10 protein-coding genes are annotated in these 16881 nt (G+C 70.9%); 5 read left to right on the top strand and 5 right to left on the bottom strand.

Features of this window, described 5'->3' with window-relative positions; translation table 11 throughout:
* Positions 1 to 13: 13 nt before the first annotated feature.
* Complete coding sequence (locus HHL10_RS11995; RefSeq protein ID WP_169160600.1) at positions 14 to 466, bottom strand: hypothetical protein; 453 nt, start codon at positions 464 to 466, stop codon at positions 14 to 16.
* A gap of 28 nt (positions 467 to 494) precedes the next feature.
* Positions 495 to 1574 carry a substrate-binding domain-containing protein gene (locus HHL10_RS11990; protein ID WP_169160599.1) on the bottom strand — a complete coding sequence of 360 codons (1080 nt, stop codon included), beginning with the start codon at positions 1572 to 1574 and terminating at the stop codon, positions 495 to 497.
* Positions 1575 to 1694: 120 nt separating this feature from the next.
* Between HHL10_RS11990 and HHL10_RS11985 the strand changes: the two genes are divergently transcribed.
* From HHL10_RS11985 to HHL10_RS11975, 3 genes are all read left to right on the top strand, one after another.
* Positions 1695 to 3407 carry an NADH-ubiquinone oxidoreductase-F iron-sulfur binding region domain-containing protein gene (locus HHL10_RS11985; RefSeq protein ID WP_169160598.1) on the top strand — a complete coding sequence of 571 codons (1713 nt, stop codon included), beginning with the start codon at positions 1695 to 1697 and terminating at the stop codon, positions 3405 to 3407.
* The gene (gene fdhF / locus HHL10_RS11980) at positions 3404 to 6232 is read left to right on the top strand and encodes a formate dehydrogenase subunit alpha (RefSeq protein ID WP_169160597.1); all 2829 of its coding nucleotides are present in this window, start codon (positions 3404 to 3406) and stop codon (positions 6230 to 6232) included. Before HHL10_RS11985 ends, fdhF begins: the two co-directional genes overlap by 4 nt.
* Positions 6233 to 6485: 253 nt before the next feature.
* Positions 6486 to 7880: a hypothetical protein gene (locus HHL10_RS11975; protein WP_169160596.1), complete on the top strand. Its 1395-nt coding sequence runs from the start codon at positions 6486 to 6488 to the stop codon at positions 7878 to 7880.
* 197 nt (positions 7881 to 8077) lie between these two features.
* On the opposite strand, the gene HHL10_RS11970 is transcribed toward HHL10_RS11975, so the two are convergent.
* Positions 8078 to 10354, bottom strand: coding sequence for a TonB-dependent receptor (locus HHL10_RS11970; RefSeq protein WP_169160595.1), 2277 nt, complete (start codon positions 10352 to 10354; stop codon positions 8078 to 8080).
* Positions 10355 to 10594: 240 nt separating this feature from the next.
* Here HHL10_RS11970 and HHL10_RS11965 point away from each other — a divergent pair, with 240 nt between their 5' ends.
* The gene (locus HHL10_RS11965; RefSeq protein ID WP_169160594.1) at positions 10595 to 11155 is read left to right on the top strand and encodes a nitroreductase family protein; all 561 of its coding nucleotides are present in this window, start codon (positions 10595 to 10597) and stop codon (positions 11153 to 11155) included.
* Positions 11156 to 11179: 24 nt separating this feature from the next.
* Here the strand turns inward: HHL10_RS11965 and HHL10_RS11960 are convergent, their stop codons facing one another.
* On the bottom strand, positions 11180 to 11542 hold the full coding sequence (locus HHL10_RS11960) for a hypothetical protein (protein WP_169160593.1): 363 nt from the start codon (positions 11540 to 11542) through the stop codon (positions 11180 to 11182).
* 62 nt (positions 11543 to 11604) lie between these two features.
* Positions 11605 to 12720, bottom strand: a complete 1116-nt coding sequence (locus HHL10_RS11955; RefSeq protein ID WP_169160592.1) for a PEP-CTERM sorting domain-containing protein — start codon at positions 12718 to 12720, stop codon at positions 11605 to 11607.
* A 312-nt stretch (positions 12721 to 13032) separates the two neighbouring features.
* On the opposite strand from HHL10_RS11955, the gene HHL10_RS11950 reads away from it, so the two are divergent.
* A complete protein-coding gene (locus HHL10_RS11950) occupies positions 13033 to 15180 on the top strand; it encodes a site-specific integrase (RefSeq protein WP_169160591.1) in 2148 nt (715 codons plus the stop codon).
* Positions 15181 to 16881: the final 1701 nt, after the last annotated feature.

The following is a 16881-nucleotide window of genomic DNA, read 5'->3' as shown; positions in this document are numbered from 1 at the left end:
TTCCTTCCTTGCTTCAGGCGTAGGCGATCCAGCGACCGCAGATGATCACCGCCAGCCACAGCCCCAGCGACAACGCGGTCTGGGCCCGCGCCACGCCGTCCAGCCGCGCCACGCCGCCGCGCACGTGGAACAGCACGGCGTTGAGCCCGGCGGCCAGCAACAGGGCCAGCTTGGCCATGAAGTAACGGTTGGCAAACAGCTCGCCGGGCTGGCTGCCGAACATCAGCAGCCCGCTGGTGGCTACCAGCGCGAAGCCGGCGAGCGAGACGCGCAGCGCCAGCCGCGCCAGCACCGGCGCCGCCAGCTCCCGGCCCAGCCCCCAGGCCCGCAGCTCGAACACCACCAGGCTGCCCACCAGCAGCGCGATGCCCGTGATGTGCGCCGCCTCCAGCGCCGGGTAGGCCCAGGGATGGCCGGTGATCCAGGCCAGGGCGGCGGGAGGTTCGAGGGTGCTCAGGTCTGGCATGCGCAGACCATAAGGGAAGGCGGCCGCGTCAACCCACCAACCCCGCCTCCCGCACCCCGCACACCTCGCCGGTGCGCGCGGCTTCGTAGCCCGGCAGCGCCGCCACTGCGGCGCGGTAGGGCTGCGAGCGCATCAGCGCCAGCAACGCCTGCAGGTCCGGCCGGGCCTCGTCGGCGGCGTTGAAGGCCAGGAAATAGCGCTCGCGCAGCAGCGGAATGAAGTGCAGCCCGAAGCGCTGCGCCGCGGTCTGCACGCCGATGCCCACGTCGGCCATGCCGCTGGCGATGTAGGCCGCCACCGCCGCATGCGTGAACTCGGCGTTGTCGAAGCCCTGCACCTGCCGCGGCGACAGGCCATGGCGCGCCAGCAGCAGTTCCGTCAGCAGCCGCGTGCCCGAGCCGGCGGGGCGGTTCACGAAGCGCAGGTCCGGGCGTTTCAGATCGTCGATGCCCGTGACGCGGCGCGGGTTGCCGGGCGCGACGAACAGCCCTTGGCTGCGCACCGCCAGGTGCACCAGCCGGTGTTTCTCGGGCCGCAGCCAGGGGCTGTAGCGCTGCGCCGCGGCGGTCTCGAACTCGCCGATGGGCACGTGAAAGCCCGCGAGTTCGCATTCGCCCTGCGCCAGCGCCGCCACCGATTCGAAGCTGTTGCGGTAGCGCAGCTCCAGCGGCAGCTGTGCCGCCTGCAGTTGCTCCAGCAGCGCCGCCACCGCGAAGCCATGGCTGGCGTGCAGGCGCAGCGCGCGCGGCGGCACGGGCAACGTGCGCTCCAGCTCGCCCTCCAGCTCCGAGGCCAGCGACTGCAGCAGCGGCGACAGCCGCGCGGCGATGCGCTTGTCGGCCCAGATGAGCTTTTCGGCCAGCGGCGTGAGCGTGGAGCCGCGCCCGCGCCCGGCCACCAGCAGCGGCTGCCCGAACAGCCCCTCGGCGCGCTTGATCTGCCCCCAGGCGTTGCGATAGCTCAGCCCCAGCCCGCGCGCCGCCTCGGCGATCGCGCCGGTTTCGGCAATGGCGCCCAGCAGCGCGATCAGCGCCGTGGTGTCGGCTTCGGACTGGGTGCCGTCCTGCCGGCCCAGCTCCCAGCGCGGCGAAATGCGGATGCGGAACATATGGCAAGCCTTTGCATATTTGAAACCGGTGCCGCGGCTATGGTGCCGTCAAGGCCGACGGAAGTTTCGGTCGATTGAAACATATGGCGGACGCGACATAGCCGCCTGAAGGAGACGTCGATGAGCAGCGTGATACCGATCCGCCCGCTGGAGGCGGACGCCCCCAGGCGGGCGCAGCGCACCCAGCGCGAGCGGCCCGTGACGGCCACGGCCCTGGCCGAGGTGGAAGCAGCCACCGCCCACCTGGCACTGCGGCGCGACCTGCTGATCGAGCACCTGCACGCGCTGCAGGACCGCTTCGGCCAGCTGCGCACCGACCACCTGGCGGCGCTGGCGCAGCGTTTCAGGCTGGCGCAGACCGAGGTCTACGAGGTCGCGAGCTTCTATCACCACTTCGACGTGGTGCGCGAGGACGCCAGTGGCGCCTACCCCGCGCCGCCGCGCCTGACGGTGCGCGTGTGCGAGAGCCTGAGCTGCGCGATGGCGGGCTCGCACGAGCTGCTGGAGCGCCTGCCGCAACTGCTGGACGCCGACGTGCGCGTGATCCCTGCCCCCTGCGTGGGCCGCTGCGAGCAGGCGCCCGTGGCCGTGGTGCACCAGCATCCGCTGCCGCAGGCCACGGTGGAGACGGTGGTCGAGGCCGTGCAGCAGGGCCTGAGCACGCACGACCCGGAGTCCTACGCGGACCTGAGCGACTACCGCGCCGCCGGCGGCTACCGGCTGCTGGAGGCCTGCCGCCGCGGCGAGCGCGACATCGAGACCGTGCTCTGCACGCTGGAAGACGCCGGGCTGCGCGGCCTGGGCGGCGCGGGCTTTCCCACCGGGCGCAAGTGGCGCCTGGTGCGCAAGGAGCCGGGACCGCGCCTGATGGCCGTGAACATCGACGAGGGCGAGCCCGGCACCTTCAAGGACCGCTACTACCTGGAGCGCGATCCGCACCGCTTCCTGGAAGGCGTGCTCATCGCCGCCTGGGCCGTGGGCATCGATGCCGTCTACATCTACCTGCGCGACGAGTACCACGCCTGCCGCGCGCTGCTGCAGGCCGAGCTGACCAAGCTGCAGGACGATCCGCCCGCCGGGGGCCTGCCCACCATCGAGCTGCGCCGCGGCGCGGGCGCGTACATCTGCGGCGAGGAGTCCGCGATGATCGAGTCCATCGAGGGCAAGCGCGGCATGCCGCGCCTGCGCCCGCCCTACGTGGCGCAGGTGGGCCTGTTCGGACGCCCCACGCTGGAGCACAACTTCGAGACGCTGTACTGGGTGCGCGACCTGATCGAGCGCGGCCCGCACTGGTTCGCCAGCCAGGGCCGCAACGGCCGCAAGGGCCTGCGCAGCTTCTCGGTCTCGGGCCGCGTGGTGAAGCCCGGGGTGCACCTGGCGCCCGCGGGCATCACGCTGCGCGAGCTCGTGGACGAATACTGCGGCGGCATGCTGCCCGGCCACGAGCTCTATGCCTACCTGCCCGGCGGCGCCTCCGGCGGCATCCTGCCGGCGCGGCTGGCCGACGTGCCGCTGGACTTCGACACGCTGCAGCCCCACGGCTGCTTCATCGGCTCGGCGGCGGTGATGGTGCTGTCGCAGCACGACCGCGCCGTGGATGCCGCGCGCAACCTCATGCACTTCTTCGCCGACGAGAGCTGCGGCCAGTGCACGCCCTGCCGCAGCGGCACGGCCAAGATCGAAGAGCTCATCGCCACCGACCGCTGGAACCAAGCGCTGCTGGCCGAGCTGTCGCAAGTCATGCGCGACGCCTCCATCTGCGGCCTGGGCCAGGCCGCGCCCAACCCGGTGGACTGCGTCATCAACTATTTCCCGCAGGAGCTGCAGCCATGAACGCACGCATTCCCATCCAGGCGGCCGAGCCCATCGAGCTGCAGCTCGACGGCCGCACCGTCCAGGCCACGCCCGGCGAGACGCTGTGGCAGGTGGCCCGGCGCGAGGGCGTGGAGATCCCGCACCTTTGCCATACCGACGGCCTGCGCCCGGTGGGCAACTGCCGCGCGTGCATGGTGGAAGTGGAGGGCGAGCGCACGCTCAGCGCCTCCTGCTGCCGCGCCGCCGCGCCGGGCATGAAGGTCAAGATCGACAGCGAGCGCGCCGTCAAGGCGCGCGCCATGGTGCTGGAGCTGCTGGTGAGCGACGCCGGCAGCACCGACGAGTACACCAAGGCCTCGGAGCTCACGCAGTGGGCACGCGCGCTGGACGTGCCCACGGGCCGGCTGCCCGCACGGCCGCGCGGCTACGCCGCGCCGGACCTCAGCCACGCCGCCATCGCCGTCAACCTCGACGCCTGCATCCAGTGCACGCGCTGCCTGCGCGCCTGCCGCGAGGAGCAGGGCAACGACGTGATCGGCCTGGCGCTGCGCGGCGCGGCCGAGCGCATCGTCTTCGACGCCGGTGACCCCATGGGCCAGTCCAGCTGCGTGGCCTGCGGCGAGTGCGTGCAGGCCTGCCCCACGGGCGCCCTCAGCCCGGCGCGCGGCGCGGGGCTGGCCGAGATCACCAAGCAGGTCGATTCGGTGTGCCCCTACTGCGGCGTGGGCTGCCAGCTGACCTGGAACGTCGGCCCCGACGGCCAGGGCGGCGAGCGCATCCACACCGTCACCGGCCGCGACGGCCCGGCCAACCATGGGCGGCTGTGCGTCAAGGGCCGCTACGGCTTCGACTACATCCACAACGCCCGCCGCCTGACCACGCCGCTGGTGCGCCGCGAGGGCGCCAGGAAGGACCCGGCCGACATCGAGGCCGTGAAGTCGGGCGCCAAGCGCCTGGACGAGCTGTTCCGCGAGGCCACCTGGGAGGAGGCGCTGGAGCTGGCCGCGAACGGCTTCAGCCGCATCCGCGACGCGGCCGGCCCGGGCTTCGAGTCGCCGCTGGCGGGCTTCGGCTCGGCCAAGGGCAGCAACGAGGAGGCTTATCTGTTCCAGAAGCTGGTGCGCCAGGTGTTCAGGAGCTCGCACGTGGACCACTGCACGCGGCTGTGCCATGCCAGCTCGGTGGCGGCGCTGCTGGAGGGCATCGGCTCCGGCGCGGTGAGCAACCCGGTAGCGGACGTGGCGCAGGCGGAAGTGATTTTCCTCATCGGCGCCAACCCGGCCGTGAACCACCCGGTGGCGGCCAGCTTCATCAAGAACGCCGTGGATGCGGGCGCAACGCTGATCATCGCCGATCCGCGCCGCCAGCAGCTCTCGCGCCGCGCCAAGTGGCACCTGCAGTTCCGCCCCGACACCGACGTGGCGCTGCTCAACGGGATGCTGCACGTGGTGATCCACGAGGGCCTGGCCGACGAGGGCTTCATCGCCGCGCGCGTCAACGGCTTCGAGCAGCTGAAGGCCTCGGTGGCCGAGGCCACGCCCGAGCGCATGGCCGAGATCTGCGGCATCCCGGCAGAGACCATCCGCGAGGTGGCGCGCAGCTTCGCCCGCGCGCGCAGCGCGATGATCCTGTGGGGCATGGGCGTGAGCCAGCACGTGTACGGCACCGACAACGCGCGCGCGCTCATCGCGCTGGCGCTGACCACCGGCCAGATTGGCCGGCCCGGCACCGGGCTGCATCCGCTGCGCGGGCAGAACAACGTGCAGGGCGCCAGCGATGCGGGCCTGATCCCGATGATGCTGCCCAACTACCAGCGCGTGAGCGAGGCGGCGGTGCGCGCGCAGTTCGAGGCGCTGTGGGGCGGCAACATCGACGCGCGCCCGGGCATGACGGTGGTGGAGATCATGCATGCGGCGCACGAGGGGCGCATCCGCGGCCTGTTCGTGGAGGGCGAGAACCCGGCCATGAGCGACCCAGACCTCAATTTCGCGCGCCAGGCGCTGGCGGAGTTGCAACACTTGGTTGTGCAGGACATCTTCGCCACCGAGACCGCGCTGCTGGCCGACGTGGTGCTACCCGCCTCGGCGCAGCCCGAGAAATGGGGCACCTACACCAACACCGACCGGCTCATCCAGATCGGCCGCCCGGCCGTCACGCCGCCGGGGCTGGCGATGCAGGACCTCTGGGTCATCGAGCAGATCGGCCGGCGACTGGGCGCCGATTGGAGCTACTGGCATGCCGAGGATGGCGACGGCCAGCGGGCCGCCGAGGCGCCGGTGGCGCGCGTGTACGAGGAGATGCGCGCGGTGATGGCGCCGCTGGCGGGCGTGCCCTGGAGCCGCCTGCTGCGCGAGGAGGCGGTGGTGACGCCCGCGCCGGCCGAGGACGAGCCCGGCCAGAGCGTGGTGTTCATCGACAGCTTCCCCACCAGTGACGGCTGCGCCACGCTGGTGCCCACGCAATTCCGCCCCGGCGTGGAACGCGTTGATGCCGACTATCCCTTCGTGCTGACCACCGGCCGCGTGCTGGAGCACTGGCACACCGGGGCCATGACGCGCCACGCCAGCATGCTCGACGCGATCTCGCCCGAGGCGCTGGTGAGCCTGCATCCGCTGGATGCAGTGGGGCTGGGCGTGGCCGACGGCGCGATGGTGAGGCTGGAGACGCACCATGGCGGCGTGGTTGCACGCGCAAGCATCAGCGACCAGGTGCAGCGCGGCCAGCTCTTCCTGCCCTTCGCGTTCTGGGAGGCCGCGGCCAACACGCTCACCGGCGATGCGCTGGACGCGGTGGCCAAGATCCCGGGCTTCAAGGTGACGGCGGCACGCCTGTTGCCCGTGTGACGTTTGTCACGCGAGCCCCGCCAACTTCGTTGGCGGGGCTCAAACGCATCTTTTTACGCCTCAAGAGATGCCGTAACGCTTACAGCCGCCGGGCATGGCATTGTTCGGTCCGCGCCACGAACTGAAGTGCCGCGCAATCCCTGACGACCCTGAGCAACGAGGCGCCCGCAGAGGCGCCCGCCAGGACCGCTAGTGCCCAAGCCTTGACAGCACGCTTTCGCGCGCCTGTCGGGGCGTGCTGTTGATCAAACAAATGAAACTGCTGACCAAAAGGAAACTTTCGGCCTGTGCAATTGCCTGCTCCGTCTTTCTTGGAGCATGCGGCGGTGGTGAGGATCTTTCCCAGGAAACCACCGCGCAAACCGAATCCGCTACCGCGGCCGGCACTTATGCCGTGGCCGAACAGAGGGAATATGCCAAGGGTATCGAGGTAGGCACGGCGCCGGCCTCTTCCCAAATTGGCGCCGAGGTTGATCTGCCGGAGGATTCCTCCATCCGTTTCGGTCCTTACGACCTGCTCAGTGATTCCTTCCCGATCCTGGACCCGCTGACCTTCGTCAACGAACAGGCCGCGGAAGCCAATGCGTCGGCCGCGGCCGCGATGGAATCCGGTGCGGTTCGCGAATCTGCGAGCGCGACGCCGGAAGCCGGCGGCAACACGATCAAATGGAATCCCGGCCATTATGTGGAATATGGCTCCAACGCCGGTGACTGGGTGATCGACGCCGGCCTCGAGGAAACCAAGAACATGCCCTTCGTCAAGGGCATCATGGTGCGTGCGGACTGGACGCAGCTGGAGAAGGGCAAGGGCGAGTACAACTTCTCGCGCATCGACCGCTACCTGAACAAGGCGCAGGCCAAGGGCAAGCGGCTGTTCCTGACGCTGGGCACCAAGACTTTCAATGGCGGCAGGGCCGTGCCCGACTACATGCGCACCGCGAAGTACAGCGGCGGCGCCTTCCGCATCGGCACCATCGAGGGCACCTTCGGCGAGAACATGGCGCTGTACGACGACGACGTGCGCGACCGCCTCATCGCCCTGATCCAGGCCCTGGGCCGGCGCTACAACAAGCACAACGCCTTCGAAGGGATCACCTTCAACGAGACGGCCTTCGGCAAGATCGTCAGGGACCTCAGCGACGAGCAGAAGCAGCGCTTCTTCTCCAACCTGGCCAAGGTCAATACGGCGGCGCGCCAGGCATTTCCCAACAGCGTGGTGATCCAGTTCATCAATTACCCGGCCAATTTCATGCCGGCGCTGTTCGAGAACATGAAGGACAAGGGCGTGGGCATGGGCGGCCCGGACGTTTTCATCAACGACCCGGACCTGAACCGATCCGCCTATGGATTCAACGCGCATGCCACGGGCATTGTCCCGATCGGCATGAAGGTGGAATCGGATTGCTATAACGCGGTCCGTCACGGCGGTCCGTACACCAAGCCCGACGTGCGCGACATTTACCGTTTCGCCCGCGACCGCCTGCACGCGAATTACATCTTCTGGTATCGCTATACCGAACGCCACAATCCCTGGAACGACGTGCTGAAAATGTTCAAGGGTGAAGCGTTCCCGGCCGGCGGCTCCGGTGGCCTGAAGAACTCGTGCCCGTCGAAATTCGGCAACTGCGCGCCCAAGCTCTGGAATTGAGCGGGGTCCTCGGTGTCCGGGTCAGCCCTTGAGGGCTGACGCGGGGCGAGCCGTGCGCCATGGCTGTGCACCCAACCGGCCGGTTGGGTCTTGTGCGGCACGCACCGCTTCTTGTAGGAATTACAAGCTTTGGTGCGTGCACCGCGCTTCCGGCGCCGGGCCAGGCATGGCCACGGGCCCCTCGGCCTGCGCCTGATTCAGTAACGCAAACGCAACCCCAGGTAGGCCGTGCGCGGGGCACCGGGGGCGACGAACACGGCCGCTTGCTCGTTGCCCGTGTAACGGCCCTGCGCATCGAACACCGAAGCGCCCAAGGTGGCGAAGTTCTCGTAACGGCGATCGAGCACGTTGTTGACCCGCGCCATGAGTTCCCAGCCCGGCGTGTCGTCGCCGGCCTGTGCGCCGCGCCAGTTCAGGCGCAGGTTGAGCACGGCATGGCCCGGCAGGCTGAGGTCGGCCACGGCGCCGCCGTCGCTGATGCGCCCGTCCTCGTTGCCCGCGGTGACGCGGCGCGAGCTCGCCTGCAGGTCCGCCCCGAGCGTCAGCGCCGGCTGGGCGCGCCAGTCCACGCCCAGCTTGAGCGTGTGGCGCGGCAAGGCGGCGATGCGGGTGCCCGGCGTCACCGCCACGTTGCGTGGTCCACTGCGCAACAGTCCGTCGGCCTGGTAGGTGGCGTCCAGAAAGCTGTAACCCAGAGTGACAGTGACGGGGCCCTGGGCGTGCTGCAGCTCGGCATCCAGGCCCTGGTGGCGGGTGCGCTCGAAGTTGCGGAAGTAGCCCAGCTGGCTGGTCGCGCTGACGCTGCTGAACAGGATGTCGTCGCGGTTGATGGTGCGGTAGGCCGCCAGGGTCAAGCGCGTGCGCGGCCGCAGCGGCCAGCGCAGGCCGGCCTCCACCGTGCGCGAGACGACCTGCTTCAGGTAGGGGTCCGACTGCAGGCCAGCCGGCAGCCGGCAGGGGTTGGCCGGGTCGGCGCAGCCCAGCTCGATCACGGTGGGTACGCGGTTGTTGCGCGCAAGGTTGGCAAACAGGGTCGGCCCGCCCTCCAGCCGGTGCGTCAGGCCCAGCGCCGGGTTGACGCTTTGGTAAGTGAATACTTCACGCGGCTGCGCCTTGGCGGCGTCGCTGTCGTCGTCCACCGTGGTCAGCGTGTTGGCGACGCGGGCGCGGTTGTAGCGCAGCGTGGCCGTGACATGGGTGCGCGATGCCAGGCGCCAGGTGTCGGCGGCGTACAGCCCGACGGCGGTGGCGCTGCCCTCGACGGCGGCGGCCAGCTCCGGCGCCTCGTCGCCGGGGGCGGTGCCGCGGTCCGCGGTGAAGAAGGCCTCCTGCTCGCGCTGGCGGTAGCGCGTGCGGCTGGCGTCGAGCTGCAGGCCGAGCTGCCACTGGTGCGCGCCGCGGCGCCCGGACAGCCCCAGCGCACCGCCCCAGCCGCGCTGGCGCGTGGCGCTGGTATTGAGCGCGGCGTTGAGCGCGCCCTCGGCGTCCTCGGCCACGTCGCCGGTGGTGGTGTCGCGCGTGCTGCGGCGCAGGTAGAGCAGCGCCTCCAGCTCCGTGTGCGTGCCGAGCTGGCGGTTGTAGTGCAGGCCCAGCTGCGCCAGGCGGTTGCGGGTGATGTCCGGGTGGGTATAGATGCTGGCGCGGCGCGCGGCGTAGAGATCGGGGCTGCGGCCGGCGTCCTCATCGAGCGTGTAGGCCGGCACCAGGCCGTTGCCCACCAGGCGGCTGCGCGCCAGCAGCAGGCTGGCATCCCAGCTGTGCTCGCCTTGCGAGCGTCCGAGCTTGCCGAAAAACTGTCCGAGCGTGCTGCCGGAATGGTCGCGCCAGCCGCGCTCGTCGAAGCCCGTGGCGGCGGCGTAGCCATGCCAGCCCGCGTCGTTGCTGCCGCCCCAGGAGCCGTCCACGCGCTGGCGGCCGTGGCTGCCGCCGAGCACTTCGGCGCGCAGCCCCGGCGCCGTGAAGCCCGAATGCGTGGTGAAGGACAGCGCCCCGCCCAGCGAGTTCAACCCGAAGGCCGGATTGGCACCCGGCACCAGCGTGGCGGTGTTGACCGCGAACTCGGGCAGCAGGTCCCAGCTCACCACGTCGCCGAAGGCCTCGTTGACGCGGATGCCGTCCAGGAACACCGACACGCCCTGGCCCGCGCCCAGCAGCGGCGAGGCGCGAAAGCCCCGGTAGGTCAGGTCGCCCTGGAACGGGTTGCCCTGGATGTCGTTGCGCTGCACGCCGGCCATGCGCCGGCTCATGAAGTCGGCCAGGTTGTCGGCCTGGGCCTCGTCCAGCCGGGCGCGGTTGGCGCTCTGGGTGGCGTAGGGCAGCGCGTCGCGATCGACGGCCTGGCCCGGCAGCGGCGAGGCGCCGATGACCTCGACCCGGGCCTCGACCGCCTCGTCGCGCGGGGACTCCTGCGCGGCGGCCAGCGCCGGCAGCAGCAGCCAGGGCATCAGCCAGCCCCGGTGGATGGAATGGAACATGGGAATACGGCGTTGGTTGCAGGCGCATCCGGGGCGGTGCTCGACGGCGCACTCTAGGCACCGCCGGGCGGCAGCCACAACATGGCGCTTTCCCGCGCGCGGCGCGCGCTGCTGTCCCGATCCGTGACAATGGCTCTCACGTGCCGGCAGCCCCGCGCGGCGGCGCTGCCTCCATCACCTTGCCGTTCCGATCCGATGCCTGCCTCCAACCCTCTTGCCGGTGACGAAGAGCTTGCGGCGATGGCGCAGGCGTTGATCGCCTCGCGCCAGACCGTGCTGCCCAAGCGCCTGGCCGAGCCCGGCCCCGATGCGCAGCAGCTGCAGCAGTTGCTGCAGGCCCTGGCCGCGGCGCCGGACCATGGCGAGCTGCGGCCCTGGCGCTTCGTCATCGTTCCGCAAGCGCGGCGCGGCCTGCTGGCCGACGCCTTCGAAGCCGCGCTGCGCGACCGCGATGCCCAGGCCACGCCGGCGCAGTGCGCCGACGCGCGCGAGAAGGCCTACCGCGCGCCGCTGCTGATGCTGGCCATCGCCCGGCTCGGCCCCGCACAGCCGGACATGCCGGCGCTGGAGCGCATGGTGTCCATGGGCGCGGCGCTGCAGAACCTGCTGCTGCTGGCGCATGCCATGGGCTACGGCGCGGCGCTGACCAGCGGCCAGTCGCTGCAGTCGCCGCGGCTGCGCGAGCTGTTCCGGCTGCAGCCCGGCGAGGAACCGGTGTGCTTCGTCAGCGTGGGCAGCATCACGCAGCGCAAGCCGATGCGCCCGCGCGCCAGCCCGCACGAGTTCGTCAGCGAGCTCTGAAGCGTCGTGCCCCGGCGCGGCGCTTCAGGCGTCGCAGGGCCAGAGCCGGCGCAGCAGCTCATGCGCCCAGTCCGGCAGCGCGTGGGCGTCCGGCGTGACGGGCCATGGCTCGGTCTGCTCGTACTCGTCGCCTTCGATGACGGCCTCGTGCGCGATCTCGCCATGGCCGCGCACGCTCAGCTTGAGCCAGCCGCGCGCATCGGCTTCCCACTCCAGCGCAATCGCGCCGTCGGGCTCCACGCTCACCGCCGGTGCCGGCCAGGCGGTGGTCGTGGCCTCGATCAGGCGCTGGGCCTCCTCGACGGTATGGGCCGACGGCGGCGCCCAGCCGCGCTCGACGGCAAACGTTTCGACTTCGGCCAGGGCGGCCCGCAGCAAGGGAGACATGGCCCGGATGGTAGGCCGGCGCGGCACCCGTGCTGGGCTGCGGGCCATCGTTGCCGGCGCCTTCAACTCGCCTGATATCGACGCCGCCGCACCACCGCGCCCACCAGGCCGATGCCGGCCAGGGCCACGACCCAGGCCTCCGGCTCCGGCACGGGCGACAGCAGCAGCGTGTAGCTCACTTTGCCGCGGGCATCGACGGCCGAGGCCAGGATCTGGCCCATGTCGTTGATGCGCAGGGGCTGGAACACGTCCCAGCGCGCCGCCGCCGCCGGCGTCACCAGGTCCTCGATGCGGTGCATGCGGCCATCCTGGTACAGGAAGCCGATGCCGTCGCTGTCCGGCGCGTAGGACGCGCCCACGATCCAGCCCTGCTCGTTGATGTCCACCGCCTCGGCGTTTTCGTGGGGGTCCCCGCCGCGCAGGCTGCCCAGTTCGGTGGTGACGCCGTTGCTGTACAGGTAGGGCCGGTAGCCGAAGCCCGGCAGCGGGGTGGCGCCCACCACCTGCCCGGCGTTGTTGAGCGCGTGGGCCTGCAGCGCCCAGCCGCCGTCCAGGCCGGGAATCCGGGTGAGCTGGCCGTCCCGCACGACGAAGGCGAAATCGTCGCCCCGGGCATCGAAGACATTGAAGCCGACAAACGCGTCCTGGTCGTTGAGGTCCCTGGCGACCAGCATGGCGCGGTTGTCCAGGTCGGGATGCGAGACGTAGCGGGTGGTCTGGCCGTCGTGGAAGAACAGCCGGCTCCCGGCATAGCCCACCGCGTGGCCCGCCTCGTTGATGGCGGTGGCGTTGGCGTCGCCCACGAAGAACCCCAGCGGCGCGCTGATGTCGATGCCGCGGCCGTCGCGGTAGATCATGGCGTACGGGAAGCGATTGGGCAGGTAGTTCCGCCCGGCGATCTCGCCGCGGTCGTTGATGTCCAGCAGCTCGGCCAATCCGTCCAGTCCCTGAAGGCGCTCGATGCGGCCGTCGCGGTAGATGAAGTGGCCCGGCTCGCCGTTGCCGAACTGGCGCCGGCCCGCCACCACGCCCTCGTTGTTCAGCGCCAGAGCCCCGGTGTCGGTGCGGCTGGTGCCGATCACCTCCGCCCGGTAGCGCGGCGCTTCGGCCTGCACGCTCGATACGGCCCATGCCGCGGCGAGAACCGCGGCCCGAACAAGACAGCTGACGCACTGCATGGCTACACCTCCAGCCTGGAGACACCGGCTGCAGCGGGTCAACCGCAAGGCAGCCGGCCCTGAGATTGGAGGGCCGGCCCCGGGGCCGCAGGCGAGAGCAAATGCAAGGCTTGCTTGAAGAGGTGCGGTGGTCTTGCACCAGCCCGCAGCACATACCCTGATAATTCTTGTTATGCAGGTATCACAAATATTCAGGTTATGGGCAGGAGCTGTGGCTGGACGGCACCGTCCGGAGCGTTGTGGCGGCGTCGAGCCGGTGCCTCCACGCCGGTTCGATGGCATCGGGCAAGCCTGCGCGGGCTTGTGGCGAGCATGAGCACGCTGGAGCGCGGGCGTTCGCGGGGTCGGCCGCCGGGCAGTACCGCGGCAGTGGCGGCGTCGCATGCGCAGTTGCGGCTGCATCACTTCAGCTTCCTGCGCGCGCTGGCCGAGGGCGTGAACCTGCGCAGCGCCTGGGAGCGCTACATGGCCTTCGCCGGCGGGCCGGACGACGAGCGCCATTTCACGGCGCAGACGCGCCGGCTGCGACAGCAGATTGCCCATGCCGCGCGCACTCAGGGGCTGGTCGCGGAAGCCACTGCGGCGCTGGCCGAACCCTCATCGACAGCCGCCACGGCCGGCCTGCCGACGCTGGCGGACTGGATCAACCAATGCTGCGCCGCCGGCGAGCTGCAGCCGGACGACCGCAGCGAGGCCGAATGGCTGGAGGCCTACCGCGCCGAGTTCGGGCTGGACGGCACGCCACTGCCGCAACCGGCCACGGCCGCTGCGCCGCCGCGCGCGGCGCAACTGGCGGCGCTGAACCGCCTTGCGACGGCGCTGTCGGCCCCGCCGGCACTGGATGACACGCTGGCACAGTGGCTCAACCCGCCGCTGGCCACCGCGCTGCACGGCGCCGGGCTGCTGACGCTGCGCGACCTGGTGGACTTCGCCAACGTGCATGGCGCGCGCTGGCACCGGCTCGTGCCGGGCTTGGGCGCGGTGCGCGCGCAGCGGCTGCTGGAATGGCTCCGGCCGTTGGCCGCAGATTTGAAACATCCGCTGCGCGAGACGGCGCTGCGCCCGGCGCGAGAGCTGGCCCTGGCGCGCGAAGGCGCGCTGCGCGTGGTACAGGACCGGCGCCTGGGCATCGTGCCGCTGGAGCGCTTGGCCGTGCCGCCCGAGTTGGACGGGCGCCATGGCACCTTCAGGCTGCCCACGCCCAACGTGCTGGGCGCGCAGACCGACCTGCAGGCCATCGAAGCCTGGCTGCGCCGCTACGCCATGTCGCCGCGCACGCACGCCTCCTACGCGCGCGAGGCCGAGCGCTTCTACCTGTGGTGCCTGTGCGTGCGGCGCAAGCCGCTGTCCTCCGTGACCGAGGAGGATCTGCATGCCTACCGCGGCTTCATCGCCCACCCGCCCGGCGACTGGCTGCAGCCGCGCCAGGAAAGCCGCTCCAGCGAGCATTGGCGCCCGTTCCGCGGGCCGCTGAGTGCGCTGTCGCAGCGCCATGCGCTCACCGTCGTGGCTTCGATGCTGGGCGCGCTGATGAAGGCCGGCTACCTGGGCGCCAATGCCGCGGCCGGCGTGACGCCGCATCTGAAGCTGCCGCGGCCGGGCATCGACGTGCGGCGCAGCTTCGACGAGGCGCAGTGGCGCTGGCTGATGCAGTGCTGGGAGGCGCTGTACCGCGAGGCCGGCGCGCCGGGCGGATTGGCGGACCTCGGCCCGGACGCCAAGCCCGCGCGGGCGCGCAGCCTGCGCCGGCTGCGGCTGGTGCTGGAACTGGGCGCCACCACCGGGCTGCGCCTGATCGAGTTGGCCACGGCGCGGCTGTCGGGCCTGCGGCGCGAGCAGTTCGACGGCGAGACGGTGTGGATGCTGGAGGTGCTGGGCAAGGGCCACCGCCGGCGCAGCGTGCCGATCTACGACGACATCAAGGCGCTGATCGACCGGCACCAGGCCGACATGGCCGCGGCCGGCATTGGCCACGAGCCGGGTGCGCCGCTGCGCACGCTGTTGACGCCCTCGGGCACGGCCCGGACGGACACCGATGATGTCGGCATGGAGGACGGCGCTGGCGGCCGCCCGCTCATCGGCGCGCTGCGCGCGGCCGTGCCGCGTTGGCAATTGGACCAGCTGGGCGTACCGACGCTGGAGCGCGGCCGCCGCCAAGCGGATCGCTGGGGCGCGCTGGAGCCCTCGGCGCTGTACCAGTCGCTCAAGCGGCTGCTGCGCCATGCCGGCGAGCGCGCGCACCTGGCCGAGCCGCCGCTGGACGGCTCGGACTTCGCCGGCGCATCCACGCACTGGCTGCGCCATTTCTTCGCCAACAATGCCGCTGCCGACGGCGTGCTGCCGGTGGCGCTGATGGGCGCCATGGGCCACGCCGACCTCAAGACCACCTCGCTCTACACCCGGCCGGAGCAGCAATTCATGCTGCGCGAGCTGGCCAAGGTGCGCCGGCGCGGCGGCTGAGGCGCGGCACGGCGCGGGAACGTGAGGGTTTCCGGGAGCACGCAGCGCAAGGATGGCACCGGACGCCGGGGCCGATGCGGACGTGAGAGCTTTCGGGAGTTTTTCCAGGCGCTCCTGGTTGCGTCGCTGCCGAGCGCCCTGCTCCCGTTTCGCGCCCGACGGCCGTTCTTCGCGATCTTCGCTGACAGTGCTGTCGGTGCGGCCGGACCGCCGCGTGGACAGTGCCCGGGTGTGTGAGAGTTTTCGGGAGGCCCGCCGCAAGCAGGCGGTGCTGAGGAGAGCGCGTGTTGAACCGTTCAACGCCCTGGAGCTCCGGTTCCCGCCTAGCGCCCTACCCGCGCTGTTCGCGTGCGGTCACGGCGCGTCGGCATAGGGCAAGGCGGGCGGCGACGAGTTCACTGGTTGATCGGGTGCAACCGTGGAGCACCTCGGCGACCGCCATGCGCGTTGTGCCCGTTTTGGCTTGGAGCGGGTGCGCGGCATGGACGCCAGAGCCGGCGGAGCGAGCTGTATGTCGGGGGCCCGCAACCCTCATGCTTGAAGTGAGACAGTTCAGGAGCTCCCAAGTCCGGCCTGCCGGACCGCCCTGCTGGTCTTGACGGGTGTTGAACCGTTCAACAGTGACGGGAATTGGCGGCTCCTGGGTGCAACTCCCGCAAGCCACGCCCCACAGGCTGAAGTGCAGCGCCCGTCGCATGCGGTGCTTGAGCGATCCCGAGTGAAGCGTCCATTCCATCGCCCTGCTTCCGATCGTCCGACCGGCGTCCGGCATGCTCTCGGCTCGAAGGCCGGGCGCCTCGCGCCGCTCTGCGGCGAAGGAATTGCGGTCGAGGAACGGCATGGCGCGCGGCGATGCCGCGTTCGCCATCAGGCCGTGGCTTTGAAAGAGCCCTCCGGACATGGTGACCAGCCTGCCGAATCGGCGGTTCTCGCGGCCACGGCGGGCCCGGCCGGGGCCGGCAACCGACTCATGCCGTCCGGTCCGGCACCCACGGCAGCGTGTTGAACGGTTCAACACCATGAAGCACACAACAACGAAACGGGGCGGAACGACGGCCCTGGAGCGTCCGGGCCCCAATCATCGCTTCGACATGGGTGCGTCACACCAGGGATGCCCGTCGCCCACGCGCACCAGCAGGGCCTGTCGGCTGAAGTCGGCACGGCACATCGCTGCACTCACCCCGGACAGGAGCGGGGCTCGCGGAGCGGCCACAGGGAATGCAGCGCCTTCTCACCAGGGCGGCACCATGCGCCGCCCTGGCGACGCGCGGGACGCCGACCTCTTCCCGGAAGTCTGCTCAACCGTACTCCGGTCCCAGGCCGTGGAGCCCGGCGCAGCAGGCAGGTGGAGCGGCTGTTGAACCGTTCAACACCCCGGTACCAGGCCGGTTCGACAGTCGCCCACCCATTGCCCCGCGACAGAGCGCTGCACGCGACGCGGACTGCCGAGCGCCGTTCCATCGCAAGTGCACCTTCGACAGCGGTCTCGGGCCGCGCATTCGCAATTGCCCAGGTCAGGCCGGACCAGCGCCTCGGCACGCAGTCCCGGCCTCACCTCCCGGCACAGCCAAGCAGCCGCCAGTGGTCAAGGGAGCAGGTGGTGCTACGGCCCAATCAGTGCGCGGTCGGGCCACCTCGGCACGGCCAGGACCTGGCACGCCGGGCTTCGCTGCCCACGCAGCCCAAAGCGCTGGCCCCACC

Source organism: Azohydromonas caseinilytica (assembly GCF_012927045.1).
Lineage (GTDB): Bacteria > Pseudomonadota > Gammaproteobacteria > Burkholderiales > Burkholderiaceae_C > Azohydromonas > Azohydromonas caseinilytica.
This window is presented reverse-complemented; position numbering and strand designations above follow the sequence as displayed.